The following is an 18,760-nucleotide window of genomic DNA, read 5'->3' as shown; positions in this document are numbered from 1 at the left end:
AAAAAGACTGGACGAGGATAATTTGGCATTTGACAAGTGCACGCTGTTGAGTTCTCAAGGATCGGACGCACCCACACACCAACCAACAAAGGCCAGACGCGCAAGGCAACTTCACAATCATAATCATCCCGACCCGACTGTCAAATCGACTCCGGGCGGAACCGTCACGCTCTCCGACACGGGGCCGTTCATCCGAGGATGAAGTGGAGGTGACTTGTTCGCTACTTGGAGGGGAGCTGAGCCCGGAGGCTTTCCGCTCAACCGCTTGGGGCGAACAAGTAATAATTTACGTGGCTCCGGGCATCCCGGCAAATCACCCCCGCACCCGGGCGTGTCGCGCGCTCCCCCGTGAGCCGGCGCTCTGCAGCCAGGCGCTCCGATACAACGAAGAGGGCCTTCTCCGCGCTGAGCGCGGGGAGGGCCCTCTGTGTTCTGTGGACCTAAGGGGATTCGAACCCCTGACCTCCTCGATGCGAACGAGGCGCGCTACCAACTGCGCCATAGGCCCGTGAACTCAGTCAGAATATCACGCGTTCAGCCTGCGGATCGACGAGCGAGCAGTTCGCGCACGTGCGCCTCGATCTCAGCGTCATCGATCACACCCATGCGCGCGTACGGCGACTCCGCCTCTACACGTGCCGCAGGTAGCTCGGCCGGTGCCGGCGGTGCGATCTCCTCCGCCCGGCGGCGCAGTTCCTCGCGCTGAGCCGAACGACGGCGTTCATCCTGGGCATCCGCCTCGGCCCGAGCGCTCTGCGCACGTGAGCCGGCGACGGTGACCATCGGCTGCGGCAGCGGGCGCGGCGTCCAGTAGGCGGGGCCCTGGTCGTGAAGCGGCGGCGACACGCGTTCCGCATCGGCGGCGACGATCTGCGGGCGCGCACGGCGCGCCGCACGGCGGGCGACGCGCGCCATGCGGGCCAGCACGGTGACACCGAGAACCATGAGGGCCAGTCCGCTGGCCGCCGCAGGCCAAGAGCCGTTCGCCATGAGCGGCCAGATCCCCAGGGCCAGGAGCGTCAGTCCGAGCACCAGCATGCTGCTCGCCGCCAGACGTACACGTCGGCGCGCACGCGCCTGCCGGACGAGTGGATCCTGCCGCGCCGCCGCGAGCTCCTGACGAAGCATCTCCAGACGCGCGTTCTCTTTCTCTGCCTGCACGCGCTTGGCCAGCTTCTGCTGTGCGTGGGCGGTGCGGGCGGTCAGCTCGAGGCGGACTTCCTCGGGAGTCTCGCTGGTCTCGGCGAGCACACGCAGCGCCTGATTGAGACGCACCGCATTGCGCTCGGCCGCGTAGTACTGATGACGGCCCCGCCAACTCGGCAGGAAGTACAGCGCCCAGAGCAGCACCGCGACCAGTACGATCACGCCCCCACTCAGCACCGGCCCGTCCATACAGACCACGGTAGGCGACCAGCCGCAGGCCAGCCCAACTTTCGATCGCGTGTCGTCACGACATGCTCAGACGTGCGGGAGATCCCCAGGTGCGATCATCGCGGCCGACTCCGGAGCGTCACCTGCCACCCAGCGCGCCAGCACGCCACGGGGCACGTCCTCGCGCGTCAACGCGAACGCATAGTGGTCACGCCAATCGCCGTCGATGTGGATGTACCGGCGCCGCAGACCCTCGTATCGGAAGCCGAGTTTCTGCACGACCCGCAGGCTCGCCACATTCTCCGGTCGGATGCAGATCTCCATGCGGTGCAGGCCGTACTGCTCGAACGCGGCGTCCGTCGCCAGGGCGACCGCGGTCGGCGTGATGCCGCGGCCCGCGAAGCGCTCGCTCACCCAGTACCCGATCGTCGCCGAGGCCAACGAGCCGCGCGCAACGCCCCAGATGTTGAGCTGCCCGGCGATCTCACCGTCGTACTCCATCACGAACGGATAGCCCCCACCGTCGCGGTACTGCTGGAGCAGGCGGCGGATGCTGACGCGCATGTCGAAAGTGGCGACGCCACCGGGGATCGTCGCCTCCCACGGCTGCAGCCAGGAGCGATTGGCGAGCAGTTCCCGCTGCAGCGTGCGGGCGTCGCGGACGCGCACCAGGCGCAACGCCACGCGATCGTACTGCAGGGCGGGCAGCGGTTCCGAGGGGAGGATCATCGTCGGACGCCTACCGCGTTCCCGATCCCGACGTGGGAACGACCGCCGTCATCTTCGCCATGCGGCTCAGCATAGCCGCGCTGTTGCGCGGATCCTCGGAGAAGGCGGATGCCCGCGACGCACGTGCCCGTATGCTCGATGCCATGTCGAGCGAAGCAGAACAGCACAAGAGGGCCCTGCGCGCCGAACTGCGCGAGCGCCGCCAGCTCCTCTCCGACGCGCAACGCGAGGACGCCGCTACCGGCCTGGCCGCGCAACTGGATGCGCTGCTGGCCGTGCACGATGCGCAGTCCGTCTCGTGCTACCTCTCCACCGTCAGCGAGCCCAGCACGGCGGTGTTCCTGCAGGGGGCGCTCGAAAGAGGCATCCGTGTGCTGCTCCCCATCACCCGGGCCGACGGCCTGCTGGACTGGGCCGTCGCCGGCGATGCCGACGACGTCGCCGAGGGGCTCTTCGGGCTGCTCGAGCCGACCGGCGAGGTGCTCGGCCCGATCGCCGTCGGCGACGTGGACCTGATGCTCATCCCCGCAGCCGCCGTCGACCGCGACGGCACCCGGTTGGGCTGGGGGCGCGGCTACTTCGACAAGACGCTCGGGTCGATGGAGAAATGCCCACCCGTCTACGCGGTCATCTATGATTCGGAAGTACTCGATTCGCTGCCGCGCGAGATGCACGATCAGCCGGTGGACGGCGTCGTCACCCCGACGCAGACCATCACGTTCTCCCCTGCGCGCAACTGACAGGGAGCCCCATGCCCACCTATGCCTACGCCTGCACCGCATGCGAGCACCGTTTCGACGCGGTGCAGAGCTTCTCGGATGACGCGCTCACCATCTGCCCCGAGTGCGGTGGCGCCTTGCGCAAGCAGTACGGCTCGATCGGCGTGACCTTCAACGGTGCGGGGTTCTACCGCACCGACTCGCGGGGAAATGCTCCCGCTGCGAAGGCCGATCAGGCATCATCGAAGTCGGCTTCTTCGAGCAGTGCCGCTCCTGCGGCCTCGAAGAGCCCCGCATAGGTCTTGCGTACACAGGGGGAATCATGATTCAGGGCTTCAAAGAGTTCATCACCAAGGGCAACGTCATCGACCTGGCCGTCGCGGTGGTCATCGGTGGCGCCTTCACCGCGATCGTCAACGCCGTCGTCTCGGCGATCATCACGCCGCTGGTCGAGCTGTTCTTCCAGGCGGATGAGGCCGGCAAAGTCGGTTGGACCGTCACCGGGCTCTACGGCCAGCCGGTCACGTTCCCGATCGGTGAGCTCATCTCGGCGGTCATCAGCTTCTTCGCCGTCGCGATCGTGGTGTACTTCGTCTTCGTCGTGCCGATGAACAAGTACAAGGAGCGCCAGGCGGCGAAGAACCCCGCCGTTGAGGAAGAGACCCTCCCGACCGAGCAGGAGCTGCTCATCGAGATCCGCGACGCCCTGCGCCGCCACAACGCCGACGACTGAACGAACCGTCCGCGAACGCCCCGCTCCTTCTCGGTGCGGGGCTTTCGTCGTTCCGGCACACGATCTCGCGGCAGGTCCGCCCCGCGAGACAGCCTGCTCAGTAGTGCGGAGGGACGTCGCGCAGCATCCGCTCGTCATTGGGTCCGCTCGCGCCCTTCGGCGCGGCGGTGCGCTCGCTCGGGGTGTGAGGCTCGCTCGTCGCCCCCTCGACCGCGGTCAGTTTCGCGCGACGCGCGCCCGCGACGCGCACGATGCGCTGACGCGGCTGGTCAGTCATCGATATCCAGGGGCTGCGTGTCGTTGTCGGCACGCACCGTGTCCTCGCCGATGCCGAGCACGGTCGCCACGCGCCGTGCGACGGTCACCGGGTCGCTGTACAGGTCGAAGGCGTGCACGCGCACGTAGTGCCATCCCAGTCGGCGCAGCACCTGCGGGCGCAGCCGCAGGCTCTCACGCAGCGACTCGCCACCCAGCTCGGTATCGGATTCGATGATCACGGCACGACCGTCGTGCTGCGCGACCAGCGGCAGAAGCCCGCGGTAGTCGACGTCGACGGCGGCGCCGAGGCGGCGCAGTTCGCGTGCCAGAGCCAGCGTGAGCGGATCCGCGAGGTCCTCCAGGCGTGCGTCGCGGCTGCGCGCCGCGAGCCCGCCGAGGATCGACATGAGCGTGGCCGCGCCGTGCGCGAGGCGCCCCTCATCGAAGGACGACGGGCGGATGCACGAGACGATCACCATGGATCGCCGGGCCCGCGTCATACCGACCGTGAGCAGACGGTCGCCGTCCTCCTGCGACAAGTCGCCGAAGTCGCTGAGCACACGGCCATGACGAGTCAGCCCGTAGCCCAGCGAGAACACCACACGGTCACGGCTCTCGGCGACCGACTCCTCCAGCGTCAACACGGCGAATGGCTCGGCTGTGTCGCGTCCGACGAAGTCCGAGACGTCCGATCGCCCGGCGAGCGCCGCGGCGACGGCGGTGCGCACGCGCTCGGCGTGACGCCGGCTCGCCGTGACCACCATCAGCGTCTCTGTGGGCCGGTGCACCGCGTGCTCGACCACCAGGGTGACGACCCGGGCGACCTCAGCATCGGGGCTCTCGACCGCGCCGGTGCGCGGGTCGGGCATCCCCACTCCGCCTTCGACGTAGTCGACGGTGAGGCTTCCCCGACCCAGATATGAACCCGCCCACGGCAGCGAGACGATCTCACCGCCGTAGAAGGCATCGTTGATCAGCTCGGCCAAGTCCTCGCCACCCGCGCGGTAACTGCGGGTGAGTGTGACGACCGGGAACAGGTCGGCGAGACGTTCGAAGGCCGAGACATCGTCGAAGTCCACCTCGCGTTCCCAATCCGCCGCCGGCAGCGTCGCGACGTCGAACGGCGTCGGACGCTGCGTGACCGGGTCACCGAGCGCGACGATCTGACGGGCACGACGGATGGCCGGTGCCGCCTCGGCGAGGTTGACGGCCGCGGCGTCCACCAGCAGGACCGCGTCGAAATCCACGGAGTCGGGGATCTCGGGCACCTCGTAGGGCGAAGCTATCCAGACCGGGGCGAGCACCCGCACCAGGTCGGGCGCGGCCGACACGATCTCGGCGGGTGTGGCCTCACCGCCCTTCAGCGCACGACGCAGGTTCGCGGCCTGCGCGGGCTCGTCGACGATCGCGATCCGCCACTGGTTCGCGAGGTTCCAGGCCAGCAACGGGCCGGCCATCGCCGTGTGCGCCTCATCCACCAGACGAAAATCGCGCTCGAGCCGATCGACGACCGCAGTGTTGGCGCCGAGCAATGAACGGTCATCCTGCAGGGCGCGTTCGAGCAGCGACTGCCACCAGCAGAACTCCAGTTCGTCCGCCACGCGCTCTTCGGGAACGTGCCGCACCGATAGGTCGGCCAGCAACGGGCGCAGACCGAGATCGGTGAGCGCGTCGCGGATCTCAGTGCGCTCGATCAGGTTGTCGAACACCGCCGAACGCGCGGCGAGCCCCGACAGCGTGCGCACCAGACGTGCCACCGGCAGCGCCGACAGCGGTTCCTTGCGCCCCAGGGCGGTGTCGAGTTCAGCGAGTTCAGCCGACACTCGCTGCCATGCGGCGTGCACATCCGACAGTCCGAGTGGTACCTGCGGTGCGACGCCGGCCTCGACATAGCGCTGCCACTGCGTGCGCTGCTGCTGGATGCGCAGCAGCGCCTCGTGCATCTCGGTGACATGAGCGCCCGGACGCACGTACTCGCGAGCGAGCTTCTTCAGCCGTCGCCGGTTCGCCGCCGACATCCCGGGAGCGTCACGCCGCGAACCGTAGGCACGGATGAGCTCGCCCAGCGGGCGTTCGAAGACGGTCGGACTGAAGTGATCGAGGGAGTCCCGAACGCCCTGCAGCAGACGCACGTATTCGCCGAGCTCGTCGATCGTCGAGAACGGACGCATGCTCGTCTGGGCGATGAGCTCGTAACCCTGCTCCAGCACGGCGGGAACGGCCGCGGTGTGCAACCGCCCGGCAAGCTCGTGCGCGTGCTGCGCCTTCTCGGCGCTGTCGAAGCTGACGCCGTACCAGGGTGAATCATCGGGTCCGAACCGGAACTCACCCAGTCGTGCGGCGCGGGTCAGCGCCTGCGCTGCATCACTGCGATCGCCGGAAAGGCGCTCCAGCGCATCCATCGACAGGCGCGCGCCGGTCGACGGCGGGACCGCGTGCAGGGCGAGTCGGGTCAGCTGTCGTGTGGCATCGAGGACGGATGCCCCCGTGCGCCCCACCGGTTGGGTGACGGCGGCACGGTAGTCGCGAAGCACGGCGCGCAGGCGCACGAGCGCCTCGTCGATCTCGGTGGCCTTCGGCCTGGTCGCCTTCTCGTTGCGTCCGATGGCCTTGATGAGGTCGCGGCGCACGGCTCCCGGCGAGACAGCGAGCCCCTCCAGTCCGACACCGGCGAGCCGGTGTGCCACCCCGTCGAGCGTGGATCGGCGCGCCGAGACCACGAGCACACGCTTGCCTGCACGCACGAAGGCGCCCAGCGCGTTGATCACGGTCTGGGTACCGCCTGTTCCCGGCAGCGTAGACACCACCAGCGAATGCCCGGCCGCGATGCGCGCGAGCACCGCCTCCTGTTCGGCGTCGGCATCGAGCAGGAGGGTCTCGGATGCCGGTGCCCGGTCGTCCGGATCGGTGACGGCGGGCGCCTCGCGGCGAGCCCTCGCCTGCTCACGATCATCGGCGTGGCCGCCGAGCGCGTTGAGTACCGGGTGGTCGAGGTCGACCATGTCGCGCACCATCGGTCCGGCGACGTCGGCGAACGTCGAGACAATCAGGCGCGGGTGCACCGCGAAGGTATCGATGGACTGGGTCAACGTGCGCAGCCGGTCGATCACCGGCTGCGGCTTGAAGATCCCACCGTCGTACGCGAGACGGGCGAGCCCGGCCGGATCCAGATCGATACCGAAGTGCTCACGTGCGACCCGCACGAGCTCTGGGTTAACTTCGAACGCACCGTGCAGTTTGAGTTCGAAGTCGGCGTGGTGCCGCCGGATGGCCAGGGGGCGTAGCAGCACCGGAGCTGCGAAGTCGACGCCACCGAGCCTCCAACGCGCGATCCCGACGGCCAGTCGCACCGCGTCGATGCCGCGCACGGCGCGCAGTTCCGCACCGCGAGTGGTGATGCGCTCGGCGGCGAGGCGCGCGGTGCGCAACCCCACCTCATCACGGAAGAGGTTCGACAGCAGCGTCGAGCGCCCCGTGATGAACTGCGGCAGGCTTCCGGGGTGCGCTGTGGAGATGTCGATGCCGGCGTCGGGCGCTTCGACGAAGGTCACGAGCGGCGAGGACCCGCCGAGGTCGGCGGCTTGGGCGCGCAGACTCGCGCGCAACGTCTCGGCAGCGTGCGCGATCTCGACGCCGGTTGCGGAGTCGCTCAGATCGCCGAGTCTCACCGTGGGTTCAGCTCCGGCATCCTCGGCGCCTTTCGTATCTCGTCGCCACACATGGCCAGCCTAAGCGGCGCACGCGCCGTGCCTCGTATTTCTGGCCGGTACACGGCGTTTCCCGGCCCCCGCGCCCACTTCTCCTCCACAATCGGCACTCTCGTGCGGTTCTCCACCGACAGCGGCACTCGGGACCACGCCGTCCGTGCCCGACGCGATGATGGGGTCATGACCTTCCGACACGACTACGTTCCGACACCGTTCGGCGATGCGCTGGCGGTGTTCTCCGATACCGGCGTCGTCGGCTTCGATCTCTCCGAGACGGACGACCCCAGCGTGCCGTGGCTGCTCGAGAGCTTCGGCCGCCGCCTGGGTGTACCGCTGAGGCACGACCCGGGCGCCGCCGACGAGCTCGCACATCTGGTCGCCGACTACTTCGAGGGCGAGCCGATCCGATTCGACGAACGCATCGCCTTCGATTGGCGGCTGATCGACGGGTTCGCCCGCGCGGCGTTGCAGACGATCTGCACGATTCCGTGGGGCGAGACGATGAGCTACGGCGAGGTGGCCATGACCGCTGGCAGCCCGGGTGCGGCGCGGGCCGTGGGCACCGCGTGCCGACTCACCCCGTTCTCGGTGATCGTGCCGGTGCATCGCGTGATCCGCTCCGACGGGTCGCCGGGCCAGTACGGCTCCCACCCCGAGCGCAAGCGCTTCCTCCTCGACCTCGAACGTGAGACGGGTTCGGGATCGTGAACGCAGCGGACCCCGGCGAGTAGGCCGCCGGGGTCCGCTGGTCGGTGGGCGCTGGTCGCGCCACGCGCGGTCGTCTAGTGATCGACCGCCTTCTCCGCACCGAAGCCGGTGAGCGAACGCACCTCCATCTCGGCGGCGAGCGCACGCGACTCCTTCGTCCTGGCGGTCACGGTACCGAGCCAGCCGAGGAAGAATCCGAGCGGAATCGAGATGATCCCCGGGTTGCTCAGCGGGAAGATCGCGATGTCGATACCGGGGACCATCGAGGTCTCCGAACCCGAGAACACCGGCGAGATGACGATGAGACCGATCGCTCCCAGCAGACCTCCGTACATGCTCCACACCGCGCCACGGGTGTTGAACTTCTTCCAGAACAGCGAGTAGAGGATGGTCGGCAGATTCGCACTGGCGGCCACGGCGAAGGCCAGCGCGACGAGGAAGGCGATGTTCTGCCCCTGGGCGCCGATGCCGCCGAGGATCGCCAGCACGCCGATCACGATGACGGTGCGCCGAGCGACCTTGACCTCGCCGTTCGGGTCGGCCGTCACCTTTCCGTTCTTGTCGCGCTTGATGACGTTCGCATAGATGTCATGGGCGAACGATGCCGCCGCCGTGATGGTGAGGCCGGCCACGACCGCCAGGATCGTGGCAAAAGCCACCGCCGAGATGAAGCCCATCAGCACGGGGCCGCCCAGCGCCTGTGCCAGCAGGGGCGCGGCCGAGTTGACGCCTCCGGGAGCGCTGAGGATCGTCTCGCCACCCACCAGTGCTCCGGCACCGTAGCCGAGCACCAGCGTCAGCAGATAGAACAGGCCGATCAGCCAGATCGCCCACACCACCGATCGGCGCGCCTCCTTGGCCGTAGGCACGGTGTAGAAGCGCATCAGCACGTGCGGCAGCCCTGCCGTGCCGAGCACCAGCGCCATGCCCAGCGAGATGAAGTCGATCGGGTTCGCACCGTACTTGAGGCCCGGGCCGAGCACCTTCTCACCGTCAGGCGACTGCGCCACCGCGGCCTCCAACAGCGTGTTCAAGCTGAACCCGTTCAGGGCGAGCACCCACAGCGCCATGCCGACGGCGCCCGCGATGAGCAGGCCCGCCTTGACGATCTGCACCCACGTGGTGCCCTTCATACCTCCGATGAGCACGTACACGATCATCAGCACACCGACGATCGCGATCACGACCGATTGCCCGACACGACTGTCGATGCCGAGCAGCAGTGAGACCAACCCGCCGGCGCCGGCCATCTGCGCGAGCAGGTAGAAGAAACACACAGCGAGGGTTGTCACCGCAGCCGCCATCCGCACGGGACGCTGCTTGAGACGGAACGCGAGCACGTCGGCCATGGTGAACTTGCCGGTGTTGCGCATCAGCTCTGCGACGAGCAACAGGGCCACCAACCATGCGACGAGGAATCCGATCGAGTACAGGAACCCGTCGTAGCCGTTCACGGCGATCGCCCCGACGATTCCGAGGAAGGACGCGGCCGACAGATAGTCGCCCGCGATCGCGAATCCGTTCTGCGTGCCGCTGAACGAGCGACCGGCCGCGTAGTAGTCAGCCGCCGTCTTGTTGTTGCGGCTGGCGCGGATCACGATGAAGAGTGTGACGGCGACGAATGCGCCGAAGATGGCGATGTTGAGAACGGGATCGTTCTGCGAATTCGCGGCGGCATACGTGATCTCGGTCATTTCGCGACCTCCGCCCGCTCCAGGTCCTCACGGATCTCTTTCGCCACCGGATCGAGCTTGCGGTTCGCGAAGGAAACGTACGCCATCGTGATCGCGAATGTCGTGACGAACTGTCCGAGTCCGAGAATCAGTCCGACCGTGATGTCGCCCCAGACGCGCTGGCTCATGAAGTCCGCAGCGAATGCGGCGAGCAGTACATAGGCGAAGTACCACAGCAGGAAGAACGCCGCGAGCGGGAAGATGAATGACCGTTGCATGCGCTTGAGTCCCTGGAACCTCTCGGATTCCTCCACCGCGATGTAGTCGATTCCGCCACCGGATTCATCGATGATTCGATCTGTCATGAGGCCTCCTTGCCGCATGTCCATTGCCACGCGGCAGTGCCGCGCGAGTGATAGGGTCGACGCTACGAAATGGGTGGACGGGGTCGTCACCCCCGAAAGTTGGTAGTCGTTTGAGCACGATCGCACGGTGCGAACCGGTCGAGCAGCTCGTCGCCGAGGGGGTGCGCGAGCTGGCTCGCTGTACCCGTTTCCCGGTCGCATTCGGCGGACTCATCGATCACGGCACCGTGTCGGTGACCAACATCATCGGAAACCGCACGCGCAGCTTGGACGGACTGAGCGTCCGACCCGAGCGCGGATTGGGCGGACGAGCGATGATCGAGTTGCGTCCGCGGATGACCAATGACTACCGCACCTCCCGACAGATCACTCACGACTACGACGTGTACGTGCTGGGCGAAGGCCTGCGCACTCTGCTGGCGCTGCCGATCATCGTAGACGGCCGCCCCCGAGGCGTCCTCTACGCCGGCGCGTGGGAGGAATCGCAGATCGGCGGAGTCACGACGGCTCCCGCCATGGGCGTCGTGCAACGGATCGGCACCGAGCTGCGGGTGCGCGACGAGGTAGAGCGACGCGTGCGCGAGATGGCACCGGCCCCGGTGCTGGACGCCACGCAGCGCGAGGACCTGCGCGAGAGCTTCGCTGAGTTGCGCAGCATCGCCGCGTTGCTCACCGATGACGCGCTACGCGGTCGGATCGCGTCCGTCGAACGGCGGCTGCTGGGACTTGCCGCGACCCAGGCAGAGCCCGTGACCGAACCCGTGCAGACCGTGCACCTCTCGCGACGCGAACTGGATGTGCTCTCGTGCGCCGCGATGGGATCGACGAATGCACAGATCGCTGCCCAGCTCAGCCTGCGCGAAGGCACTGTCAAGGCGTACCTTGGTGCGGCGATGTCGAAGCTCGATGCCTCGACGCGCCACGCGGCTGTGACCCGAGCCCGCCGTCTCGGCCTATTGCCCTGAATCGATCGACTGAATTGATTCGTCGAATTTGAGATCTTCGGCGGCGCAATTCTCTGACATCAATGCGCGTGGCGTATTGCCACCTCCGAGATATCGGAATAGTGTGACCTGCATGGCTCGACGAATTGTGCATCAACTGGTTGACGACATCGACGGAACACTGCTCGAGGTCGGCGAGGGCGAGACCATTCATTTCTCTCTGAATGGAACCGCCTACGAGATCGATCTGACGGCTGCTCACGCCGAGGAGCTGCGTGTCGCGCTCGCGCCGTACATCGAAGCAGGACGCCGGTCGTCGGCGTCTGGAGCCCGCGCATCGGCCCCCCGCCGCCGTGCGGCACGCAACTCCGATTCCGCCGCGATCCGCGCGTGGGCGAAGGAGCAGGGCCACGAGGTCTCCGAGCGCGGGCGCATTCCCGCCGAAATCGTAGACGCCTACAACGCCGCTCACTGACGACGCCGAGAGGGTGCCGGGTTCTTCCCGGCACCCTCTCGCGCTCTCGTCACCGATCCGACACGGTTAGACTTGCCGTGCGCCTTCGTAGCTCAGTTGGATAGAGCAGCCCTCTCCTAAAGGGCAGGTCGCAGGTTCGAATCCTGTCGAGGGCACCAGCAATGCGTCGGCCGAACGGCTAGGCTGCAAGCGCCAGATACGGCTCCCACCGCGGGTCTCCTCGCTCCGCGCCCCGCAGCGTCCACGACGTACCACGCGGTTGCCGCGGCGTCACTCGCAGCGCCCAGCCCATCTCCTGCGGCGTGCGATCGCTCTTGGCGTTGTTGCACCTCAGGCAGCAGGCGACGAGGTTCTCCCAGCTGTTCCCTCCCCCACGGGAACGGGGAAGCACATGGTCGATGGTCGCCGCGGATTTGCCGCAGTAGCCGCACCGGTGCTCATCGCGACGCAGCACGCCGCGACGCGTCACCGGCACTCTGCGCGTGGACGGCACGCGCACGTAGCGGGTGAGCAGGATCACGACGGGTCTGTCGTACGCGTTGCGTCCGGCCACAACGGGGTCGTTCTCCACGTGTTCGATCACGCTCGCCTTGTCATTCATGACCAGGACCAGGGCTCTCTTGAACGAGACCACCGTGAGCGGTTCATATCCGGCGTTCAGTACCAGTGTGCGCATCGTCGTCATCCCTTCGATCCGCCGGGATGGCTTCCCGGCACTCTCGACTCACACAACGTCGCACGGGCGGCAGATGAGGGCAGAGACGAAAAAGGCGCTGTCTAGCGACAGCGCCATTCGCGCTCGGCGGAACCGAACCGTCCCTGCGGACGGTGCAGATGGCTCCGATGGCCGTGCGCATCCATGGTTCGGATGCCCGGTATCGGTTCCATCTGCTTCTCCTGCCTGTACGACGACGCGTACAGGCTAGCCCATCGCCCTGACCAGAAGGCGAACCGCAGATGAACCGCGGCAACGTGTCGGGTCAGGAAGCGTTGGCGCGCAGCCAGCTGATCGGCTCGACGAGCGATCCGTTGACCCGCACCTCGAAGTGAAGATGCGCTCCGTAGGAGCGGCCGGTGTTGCCGACCTTGCCGATGAACTGGCCGGCCTCGACGGTCTGCCCCGCCTGCACGGCGCGGCTTCCGTTGATCATGTGCGCGTAGAGCGTTGACACGCGCTGTCCGCCGACGACCGAGTCGATCACTACGGCTACACCGTAGCCGTAGTGGCTCTCGGAGGAGATGCGCACCACACCGCTGGCAGAGGCGAAGATCGGCGTGCCTGCGGGGGCGACCATGTCGGCGCCGTTGTGTCCGCTGTTGAGCGTGCGGCTGACGAAGTACGAGCCCTGCGGAACCGGATAGCGGACCGCACCCGAGCCGGCGGCTGCCAGCCGGAGGTCGGCATCGCTGATCGCAGCGCCGCTGTTGTTGGCCGCGGCGACACGAGCGGCCGCCGCGGCACGGGCCTTGGCTGCCTCTTCGGCCTTCTTCTTCGCGATCTCGTCCGGCGTGGTCGCCGAGTACTCACCGCGCTCCAGAGGCGCTGCAGTGGCCTCTGAAGCGACAACGAGCGACTGCGCATCGCTCACAGCCATCTGCTGCAGGGTGGTTGCCTGGTCTGTGACCGGGTTGGTCGCTGCGTAGGCGGGAAGCGCGACAGCGGCGACCAGTGCGCTCACGGCCGCGAAGATCGCGACCGTTCGCATCGGCTTGACGCTCGCGCGGCGTGCGTCGGATACGCGCGCCCGTACGGACTTCTTGTCTTCAGCTGTCTCGGTCGTGACGATATCTGCGGCCAAAAGGGTGTCCTCCTGCGCCTCCGCGCTCGGGTAAAGCGCCGGTTCATCAGCAATGTCGATTCTCGGGCACGTATGACACGGCACGTTGTGCGAACTGCTCGCGAGGACGATGAACCGGGGAGGCGATCCTCGCGATCGTCACCGGCGGGCTTCTGCGCCGACGACTTCACCGAGGCTACCGGACGATAACGTTTCTGTCACCCTCAGAACCTGGCAATCCGCCCCACTGACCAAAAAACGACTTCTGATCAGGCCTTTTGCTGAACCAGGAAGATGTGCGATGCGAGCTCGACCGGAAGCTCCAGCCCCTCTTCCCGACCCTCCATACGGATCAGGACGTACCCCTCGCTGTAGCGGTAGTCGCCTGTTGCGCCGGGCACGACACCGGCCTCGCGCAACTGCTCGAGAAGCTCGGGGTCGACCTGCGCGGGCTCGGCGAGACGGCGCACGGTGCCCTGAATGGGGCCGCCCTCGGCGTCGAGCTTCTTGACCAATCCGATGACGCCCTCGTCGAACGCCGGCGTGGCGACGTCACCGAGCTGGTCGAGACCGGGGATCGGGTTGCCGTAGGGGGATTCGGTCGGATGCCCGAGCAGTTCGACCAAGCGGCGCTCGACCTGCTCGCTCATCACGTGCTCCCACCGGCACGCCTCGTCGTGCACGTACGCCCAGTCCAGACCGATGACATCCGACAGCAGGCGCTCGGCGAGACGGTGCTTGCGCATCACGTCGACGGCCTTGCGGCGACCGTCCTCGGTGAGTTCGAGGCGCCGATCCTCAGACACGACGACCAGGCCGTCGCGCTCCATGCGCCCCACCGTCTGCGAGACGGTCGGACCGGAGTGCCCGAGGCGCTCCGAGATGCGTGCGCGCAGCGGCACGATGTTCTCCTCCTCGAGTTCGAGGATGGTGCGCAGATACATCTCTGTGGTGTCGATCAAATCGGTCATGCGGGCCCTCCGAAGCGTGTTAGGCAAGCCTACCTTCCCGGCGGTCGTCAGCGGCTCGTCACACGACGGATGGCACTTCCCATGCGGCATACAATCAACAGCATGGCGATCGAGATCCCCCGTGAACTCCTGCCCGTCGACGGACGCTTCGGCTGTGGTCCGTCCAAAGTGCGCCCCGCGCAGATCGAGGCGCTGTCCTCGGTGGGCATGAGCCTGCTGGGCACCTCGCACCGCCAGGCGGGCGTCAAGAACCTCGTCGGCAGCGTCCGAGAGCGTCTCACGACCCTGTTCCGCCTGCCGGACGGGTACGAGATCGTGCTCGGCAACGGTGGCTCCACGGCGTTCTGGGACGCCGCGGCATTCGGCCTCATCGAGCGCCGCAGCCAGAACCTCGTGTTCGGCGAGTTCGGCGGCAAGTTCGCCAAGGCCGCCGCCGCTCCGTGGCTGGAGACACCCGACGTCCGCCAGGCAGAGCCGGGCACCGCGACGACGCCCGAGCCCGTCGACGGCGTCGACGTGTATGCCTGGCCTCACAACGAGACCTCCACCGGCGTCGCCGCCCCTGTACAGCGCGTCGCCGCCGACGGGGCACTGACGGTCATCGATGCGACCAGCGCGGCCGGTGGCATCGACTTCGACGCCACGCAGGCGGACGTGTACTACTTCGCACCGCAGAAGAACCTCGGCTCGGACGGCGGCATCTGGTTCGCCGCGATGTCGCCGGCTGCCATCGAACGCATCGATCGCATAGCCGCCTCGGACCGATACATCCCCGAGTTCCTCAGCCTGAAGAACGCGGTCGACAACTCGCGCCTGAACCAGACGCTGAACACACCGGCGCTCACCACCCTGCACCTGCTCGACTCGCAGCTGGAGTGGATGCTGGGCAACGGAGGCCTCAGCTGGGCCGCTGCCCGCACCGCGGAGTCCTCCGGCCTGCTGTACGACTGGGCAAGCGCATCCGACGTCGCGACGCCGTTCGTCGCCAACCCGGCCGACCGCTCCCCCGTCGTCGTCACGATCGACTTCGACGACAGCATCGACGCCGCAACCATCGCCAAGACGTTGCGCGCGAACGGCGTCGTCGACACCGAGCCGTACCGCAAGCTCGGCCGCAACCAGCTGCGGGTGGCGACGTTCGTGGCGATCGAACCCGATGACGTGCGGCAGCTGATCCGCTCGATCGACTACGTGCTTGCACAGCAGGGCTGATCCAGGCCTGACTTCAACACAGAGCCCCGCCCGCAGACCATCGGTCCGCAGGCGGGGCTCTATCGTCGTCAGCGCGCGAGTTCGTCAGTGAGCGAGCGGTTAAGGCGTCAGAGAGCGAGCGGTTCAGAGCGCGGGGCTCGGCAGACGCGCGGCTTAGGACTCGTCGTCCACCTCATCAGCGTCATCCTCATCGAGCTCGTCGATGTCGACGCCGTCGAGATCTCCGCCGTGCAGGTGCGGCGAGCCGTCCTCGTCGAAGTCCGACGCGTCGAGGTCGTCGACGTCGTCGAGGTCGGCGTCATCGTCCTCGGCGTCTTCTTCGTCAGCATCCGACTCTGCGCCCTGCGCAGCGAGTTCTGCCTGATGTGCACGGTACTCGGCCAGGCGCTCAGCCCACGGCACCCAGTCCGGTGCCAGTAGCGCACCCTCGCCCGGCATGAGCTCGACCTCGAGCACGGTGGGCTCCGCGTCGTCGACCTGGGCGACACTGACCGTCCAGTACCACCCCGGATACCCGGAGAGACGGTTCTCGAAGCGCAGTGAGACGGCGCCCGAGTCGTCGACGCTGTACCCGGCGGGCGGGCCGACCGTTGCCGCAGGAGTGATCTCGTGCAGCGCGGCCAGGGCGAGCTCTCGCGTCGCCGCGGCGAGTTCGTCAGGCGTCGAGGTCATCGGCGACCTTGCGCAGCACGGCAGCGATCTTGCGACCCTGGGCCGGGGAGGGGTAGCGCCCGTGGCGCAGTGCTCCGCCCATCTCGTCGAGCAGACGCACCAGGTCCTCGACGATGATGGCCATGTCGTCGGCGTTCTTGCGTGCGGCCTTCGCCAGGCTCGGCGGGGCGTCCAGCACGCGCACGGACAGCGCCTGCGGCCCCTTGCGACCGTCGGCGAGACCGAACTCGACGCGCGAGTTCTTCTTGACCGCGACGCCTTCGGGAAGGGCCGAGGCGTGCAGGAAGACGTCCTGACCGTCATCGCCTGCGATGAAGCCGAACCCCTTCTCGTCGTCGTAGAACCTGACCTTGCCGGTGGGCATGCGAGAACCTCACTGAAGAATGATGAAAAGCCGCGCGGCGCGCGACTACCTCCAGCCTACCCGTCTGCCGGTGAGCCGCAGGCGATACGCTGAGAAGGATGAGCACGCATGAGCAGAGCCCCGAACCACGCACCGGCAGCCTGGAACGATTCCTGGCGTACGGGGCGCTCGGCCTCGCCGCCGCCTCCATCATCAGCTTCTTCGCGATCATCATCGGAACGTCCACCGGCATGGATCAGGAGTCGTTCGGCAGCGGTGTCTGGCCGTTCGTCGCGGCGCTCCCCCTGTTCGGGCTGCCGCTGGCGTTCGTGATGATCATCGCGCTGCTGACGATCAGTTTCGTGCGCAAGGGACGCGCGAACAAGCGGTCCTGAGAACAAGCGGCCCCGATGAGCACCCACGCACGCCCGCTGGCCGACCGGCTCGCCGCGGCGAGCGATGCGCAGCTGGAACGGCTGCTGCGCATCAGGGGGGTGCGCCCGGACGTCGCGTGGGAGGACTTCTTCGACGCGGCCGAGGCGTTGCTCGAGTCCGCGTCGATCGATCGCGGTCTCGAAGCGCTCACTCTGCCTGAGGCGCAGACGGTGCATGCGGCGGTCACCGGATCATCGGATGCCACAGCTCCGGCCGCCCTGGACGATCTCGCGCTTCTCGACGCCGACGGCCGCGCACCGGCACCGGTCGCCGCCGCCGTGACGGCCCGCGGCCCGGTGCCGCACCCCGCGCAGACCACCGTGGAGAGGGCATCCGACGCCGTCGCCGCACGCGCCGCGGAACGCGCCTTCACGACCATCGGCGCGGTGGCCGATCTGCTGCTTGCGACGCGTTCCGCACCGCTGTCGTTGGTGGCGACCGGCGCGCTGAGTGCCTCGGAGCGGCGACAGTTCGCCGGTGCCGGCAACGTCGAGGATCTTCGGACGCTCGCCGAGATGGCCGGGCTCGTGCGTCCGGTCGACCGCGAACTGCGCATCACCGCCGGCGCCGAGGAGTGGCTGACTGCCTCGTTCGGACCGCGATGGGCGCAGGTCGCCGACGCTTTCCGGGCGGCTCTGCCGCGCGGCATCCGCTCCGCGAACGGGTGGCTTCCGGCGGCGCACTGGCCGCAGGCGCATCCCTGGGACCCGGCCTGGCCGGCGCGGGCCGCGCAGCTGCAGCGGCTCGCCGAGCACCTGGGCTTACTCGCCGAGGACGGCACCGAACCCGAGTGGGCTGAGCCGCTGCGCACCGGCGCAGCCGTTGACACGAGCGCGCTCGAAGCGCTCCTGCCGACCGAGGTGGACCGGCTGTTCCTGCAGAACGACCTCACCGCGATCGCGCCGGGCCCCCTGGTGCCGGCACTCGACAACCGGCTGCGGGCGATGACCGAACACGAGTCGGCGGCGCAGGCGTCGTCGTACCGTTTCACGGCGGATGCCCTCGCTCGTGCACTGGCCGAAGGTGAGACCGAGCAGAGGATCCTCGAGTTCCTGCGCGAGGTGTCGCTGACCGGCGTCCCGCAACCCCTGGAGTACCTGCTCGCCCAGACGGCGGCGCGTCATGGCCTGGTGCGAGTCGGCCCCGACGCGACCGGCGGCACGGTGGTGTCGAGCGCTGACGACCATCTACTGGAAGCGATCGAGATCGATCGCAACCTGCGCCCGATGGGCCTGGTGCGCGATGGCGACGTGCTCGTGTCGCGGGTCGGTGCGCAGACCGTGACCTGGGCTCTGACCGACGCCCGCTACCCGGCGACGTTGGTGGATCGAGACGGGATCCCGGTGGCCGCCTCGCGCACCCGGCTGGCACCGGCCGAGGGCCCGCACGAGCCGTCGTACGCGCCGCTGATCGCACGGCTGCGCGCCCGGCAGGGGCCGGATGCGGATGCCGCCTGGCTCGACCGCGAGTTGGATGCAGCAGTCCGCGCTCGCGCACTCGTGGTCGTCGAGGTGGCGATGCCCGACGGTTCGAGCCGGGAGCTCACGCTGGAGGCATCCGGGCTCGGCGGCGGCCGCCTGCGCGGTCGCGACCGCGCCGCCGACGTGGAGCGAACGCTGCCGGTGCGCAGCATCCGCTCGGTGCGGATGCTGGAGAGCTGACCA

The 18,760-nt window shown here is 67.9% G+C and carries 20 protein-coding genes and 2 tRNA genes; 10 read left to right on the top strand and 12 right to left on the bottom strand.

Annotation, left to right across the window (positions count from 1 at the left end):
- Positions 1 to 435: 435 nt before the first annotated feature.
- From JF543_RS12805 to JF543_RS12795, 3 genes are all read right to left on the bottom strand, one after another.
- Positions 436 to 508, bottom strand: a tRNA-Ala gene (locus JF543_RS12805).
- Between the two features lie 26 nt (positions 509 to 534).
- Positions 535 to 1,395 (bottom strand): hypothetical protein, encoded by an 861-nt coding sequence (locus tag JF543_RS12800; RefSeq protein ID WP_206824611.1) that lies wholly within the window; start codon positions 1,393 to 1,395, stop codon positions 535 to 537.
- A 66-nt stretch (positions 1,396 to 1,461) separates the two neighbouring features.
- On the bottom strand, positions 1,462 to 2,103 hold the full coding sequence (locus JF543_RS12795) for a GNAT family N-acetyltransferase (protein ID WP_179410233.1): 642 nt from the start codon (positions 2,101 to 2,103) through the stop codon (positions 1,462 to 1,464).
- Between the two features lie 143 nt (positions 2,104 to 2,246).
- Between JF543_RS12795 and JF543_RS12790 the strand changes: the two genes are divergently transcribed.
- Genes JF543_RS12790 through mscL form a run of 3 tightly spaced genes read left to right on the top strand, consistent with a single transcriptional unit; the run spans position 2,247 to position 3,555 of the window.
- Positions 2,247 to 2,843 (top strand): 5-formyltetrahydrofolate cyclo-ligase, encoded by a 597-nt coding sequence (locus tag JF543_RS12790; protein WP_179411795.1) that lies wholly within the window; start codon positions 2,247 to 2,249, stop codon positions 2,841 to 2,843.
- 11 nt (positions 2,844 to 2,854) lie between these two features.
- Positions 2,855 to 3,121 (top strand): FmdB family zinc ribbon protein, encoded by a 267-nt coding sequence (locus tag JF543_RS12785; protein ID WP_179410232.1) that lies wholly within the window; start codon positions 2,855 to 2,857, stop codon positions 3,119 to 3,121.
- A gap of 23 nt (positions 3,122 to 3,144) precedes the next feature.
- The gene (gene mscL / locus JF543_RS12780) at positions 3,145 to 3,555 is read left to right on the top strand and encodes a large conductance mechanosensitive channel protein MscL (RefSeq protein WP_206824609.1); all 411 of its coding nucleotides are present in this window, start codon (positions 3,145 to 3,147) and stop codon (positions 3,553 to 3,555) included.
- 97 nt (positions 3,556 to 3,652) lie between these two features.
- Here the strand turns inward: mscL and JF543_RS12775 are convergent, their stop codons facing one another.
- Positions 3,653 to 3,832: a hypothetical protein gene (locus JF543_RS12775; RefSeq protein WP_179410230.1), complete on the bottom strand. Its 180-nt coding sequence runs from the start codon at positions 3,830 to 3,832 to the stop codon at positions 3,653 to 3,655.
- On the bottom strand, positions 3,825 to 7,532 hold the full coding sequence (locus tag JF543_RS12770; RefSeq protein WP_431522702.1) for an AAA family ATPase: 3,708 nt from the start codon (positions 7,530 to 7,532) through the stop codon (positions 3,825 to 3,827). Before JF543_RS12770 ends, JF543_RS12775 begins: the two co-directional genes overlap by 8 nt.
- Before the next feature lie 168 nt (positions 7,533 to 7,700).
- On the opposite strand from JF543_RS12770, the gene JF543_RS12765 reads away from it, so the two are divergent.
- A complete protein-coding gene (locus JF543_RS12765; protein WP_179410229.1) occupies positions 7,701 to 8,228 on the top strand; it encodes a methylated-DNA--[protein]-cysteine S-methyltransferase in 528 nt (175 codons plus the stop codon).
- A 74-nt stretch (positions 8,229 to 8,302) separates the two neighbouring features.
- Here JF543_RS12765 and JF543_RS12760 read toward each other — a convergent pair whose 3' ends face one another.
- Complete coding sequence (locus JF543_RS12760; protein ID WP_179410228.1) at positions 8,303 to 9,922, bottom strand: solute symporter family protein; 1,620 nt, start codon at positions 9,920 to 9,922, stop codon at positions 8,303 to 8,305.
- A complete protein-coding gene (locus JF543_RS12755) occupies positions 9,919 to 10,266 on the bottom strand; it encodes a DUF485 domain-containing protein (RefSeq protein WP_179410227.1) in 348 nt (115 codons plus the stop codon). Before JF543_RS12755 ends, JF543_RS12760 begins: the two co-directional genes overlap by 4 nt.
- A 110-nt stretch (positions 10,267 to 10,376) precedes the next feature.
- On the opposite strand from JF543_RS12755, the gene JF543_RS12750 reads away from it, so the two are divergent.
- From JF543_RS12750 to JF543_RS12740, 3 genes are all read left to right on the top strand, one after another.
- The gene (locus JF543_RS12750) at positions 10,377 to 11,231 is read left to right on the top strand and encodes a LuxR C-terminal-related transcriptional regulator (protein ID WP_206551608.1); all 855 of its coding nucleotides are present in this window, start codon (positions 10,377 to 10,379) and stop codon (positions 11,229 to 11,231) included.
- 112 nt (positions 11,232 to 11,343) lie between these two features.
- Positions 11,344 to 11,685: a histone-like nucleoid-structuring protein Lsr2 gene (locus JF543_RS12745; RefSeq protein WP_206551607.1), complete on the top strand. Its 342-nt coding sequence runs from the start codon at positions 11,344 to 11,346 to the stop codon at positions 11,683 to 11,685.
- Between the two features lie 81 nt (positions 11,686 to 11,766).
- Positions 11,767 to 11,843 (top strand) — tRNA-Arg (locus JF543_RS12740).
- 20 nt (positions 11,844 to 11,863) lie between these two features.
- On the opposite strand, the gene JF543_RS12735 is transcribed toward JF543_RS12740, so the two are convergent.
- The 3 genes from JF543_RS12735 to JF543_RS12725 form a co-directional block, all read right to left on the bottom strand.
- Complete coding sequence (locus JF543_RS12735; protein ID WP_179410224.1) at positions 11,864 to 12,361, bottom strand: HNH endonuclease; 498 nt, start codon at positions 12,359 to 12,361, stop codon at positions 11,864 to 11,866.
- A gap of 304 nt (positions 12,362 to 12,665) precedes the next feature.
- Positions 12,666 to 13,484 (bottom strand): M23 family metallopeptidase, encoded by an 819-nt coding sequence (locus JF543_RS12730; RefSeq protein ID WP_242519715.1) that lies wholly within the window; start codon positions 13,482 to 13,484, stop codon positions 12,666 to 12,668.
- A gap of 248 nt (positions 13,485 to 13,732) precedes the next feature.
- Positions 13,733 to 14,434 carry a metal-dependent transcriptional regulator gene (locus JF543_RS12725; protein WP_206824608.1) on the bottom strand — a complete coding sequence of 234 codons (702 nt, stop codon included), beginning with the start codon at positions 14,432 to 14,434 and terminating at the stop codon, positions 13,733 to 13,735.
- Between the two features lie 102 nt (positions 14,435 to 14,536).
- On the opposite strand from JF543_RS12725, the gene serC reads away from it, so the two are divergent.
- Entirely contained in the window at positions 14,537 to 15,646 is a 1,110-nt protein-coding gene (gene serC / locus JF543_RS12720; RefSeq protein WP_206824607.1) for a phosphoserine transaminase, read from the top strand.
- Positions 15,647 to 15,799: 153 nt separating this feature from the next.
- On the opposite strand, the gene JF543_RS12715 is transcribed toward serC, so the two are convergent.
- Positions 15,800 to 16,318, bottom strand: a complete 519-nt coding sequence (locus JF543_RS12715; protein ID WP_206824605.1) for a DUF3027 domain-containing protein — start codon at positions 16,316 to 16,318, stop codon at positions 15,800 to 15,802.
- Positions 16,302 to 16,682 carry a cold-shock protein gene (locus JF543_RS12710; RefSeq protein ID WP_206824603.1) on the bottom strand — a complete coding sequence of 127 codons (381 nt, stop codon included), beginning with the start codon at positions 16,680 to 16,682 and terminating at the stop codon, positions 16,302 to 16,304. Before JF543_RS12710 ends, JF543_RS12715 begins: the two co-directional genes overlap by 17 nt.
- Before the next feature lie 98 nt (positions 16,683 to 16,780).
- On the opposite strand from JF543_RS12710, the gene JF543_RS12705 reads away from it, so the two are divergent.
- Both JF543_RS12705 and JF543_RS12700 read left to right on the top strand, forming a co-directional pair.
- The gene (locus JF543_RS12705; RefSeq protein WP_179410219.1) at positions 16,781 to 17,056 is read left to right on the top strand and encodes a multidrug ABC transporter ATPase; all 276 of its coding nucleotides are present in this window, start codon (positions 16,781 to 16,783) and stop codon (positions 17,054 to 17,056) included.
- A gap of 15 nt (positions 17,057 to 17,071) precedes the next feature.
- Positions 17,072 to 18,757: a helicase-associated domain-containing protein gene (locus tag JF543_RS12700; protein ID WP_206824601.1), complete on the top strand. Its 1,686-nt coding sequence runs from the start codon at positions 17,072 to 17,074 to the stop codon at positions 18,755 to 18,757.
- The last annotated feature ends 3 nt before the right edge of the window (positions 18,758 to 18,760 follow it).

It is taken from the genome of Microbacterium esteraromaticum, from assembly GCF_017303215.1.
GTDB classification, from domain to species: domain Bacteria; phylum Actinomycetota; class Actinomycetes; order Actinomycetales; family Microbacteriaceae; genus Microbacterium; species Microbacterium esteraromaticum_C.
The sequence above is the reverse complement of the archived record's forward strand: the minus strand, read 5'-3'. Positions and strand labels throughout refer to the sequence as shown.

What these genes read in the sequence shown, in the direction of transcription:
- JF543_RS12755 (WP_179410227.1), bottom strand. Translation starts at nt 10,266, where the DNA reads ATGACAGATCGAATCATCGATGAATCCGGTGGCGGAATCGACTACATC.
- JF543_RS12725 (WP_206824608.1), bottom strand. Translation starts at nt 14,434, where the DNA reads ATGACCGATTTGATCGACACCACAGAGATGTATCTGCGCACCATCCTC.
- JF543_RS12775 (WP_179410230.1), bottom strand. Translation starts at nt 3,832, where the DNA reads ATGACTGACCAGCCGCGTCAGCGCATCGTGCGCGTCGCGGGCGCGCGT.
- JF543_RS12700 (WP_206824601.1), top strand. Translation starts at nt 17,072, where the DNA reads ATGAGCACCCACGCACGCCCGCTGGCCGACCGGCTCGCCGCGGCGAGC.
- mscL (WP_206824609.1), top strand. Translation starts at nt 3,145, where the DNA reads ATGATTCAGGGCTTCAAAGAGTTCATCACCAAGGGCAACGTCATCGAC.
- JF543_RS12795 (WP_179410233.1), bottom strand. Translation starts at nt 2,103, where the DNA reads ATGATCCTCCCCTCGGAACCGCTGCCCGCCCTGCAGTACGATCGCGTG.
- JF543_RS12715 (WP_206824605.1), bottom strand. Translation starts at nt 16,318, where the DNA reads ATGACCTCGACGCCTGACGAACTCGCCGCGGCGACGCGAGAGCTCGCC.
- JF543_RS12785 (WP_179410232.1), top strand. Translation starts at nt 2,855, where the DNA reads ATGCCCACCTATGCCTACGCCTGCACCGCATGCGAGCACCGTTTCGAC.
- JF543_RS12705 (WP_179410219.1), top strand. Translation starts at nt 16,781, where the DNA reads ATGAGCACGCATGAGCAGAGCCCCGAACCACGCACCGGCAGCCTGGAA.
- JF543_RS12735 (WP_179410224.1), bottom strand. Translation starts at nt 12,361, where the DNA reads ATGCGCACACTGGTACTGAACGCCGGATATGAACCGCTCACGGTGGTC.
- serC (WP_206824607.1), top strand. Translation starts at nt 14,537, where the DNA reads ATGGCGATCGAGATCCCCCGTGAACTCCTGCCCGTCGACGGACGCTTC.
- JF543_RS12790 (WP_179411795.1), top strand. Translation starts at nt 2,247, where the DNA reads ATGTCGAGCGAAGCAGAACAGCACAAGAGGGCCCTGCGCGCCGAACTG.
- JF543_RS12745 (WP_206551607.1), top strand. Translation starts at nt 11,344, where the DNA reads ATGGCTCGACGAATTGTGCATCAACTGGTTGACGACATCGACGGAACA.
- JF543_RS12800 (WP_206824611.1), bottom strand. Translation starts at nt 1,395, where the DNA reads ATGGACGGGCCGGTGCTGAGTGGGGGCGTGATCGTACTGGTCGCGGTG.
- JF543_RS12710 (WP_206824603.1), bottom strand. Translation starts at nt 16,682, where the DNA reads ATGCCCACCGGCAAGGTCAGGTTCTACGACGACGAGAAGGGGTTCGGC.
- JF543_RS12765 (WP_179410229.1), top strand. Translation starts at nt 7,701, where the DNA reads ATGACCTTCCGACACGACTACGTTCCGACACCGTTCGGCGATGCGCTG.
- JF543_RS12760 (WP_179410228.1), bottom strand. Translation starts at nt 9,922, where the DNA reads ATGACCGAGATCACGTATGCCGCCGCGAATTCGCAGAACGATCCCGTT.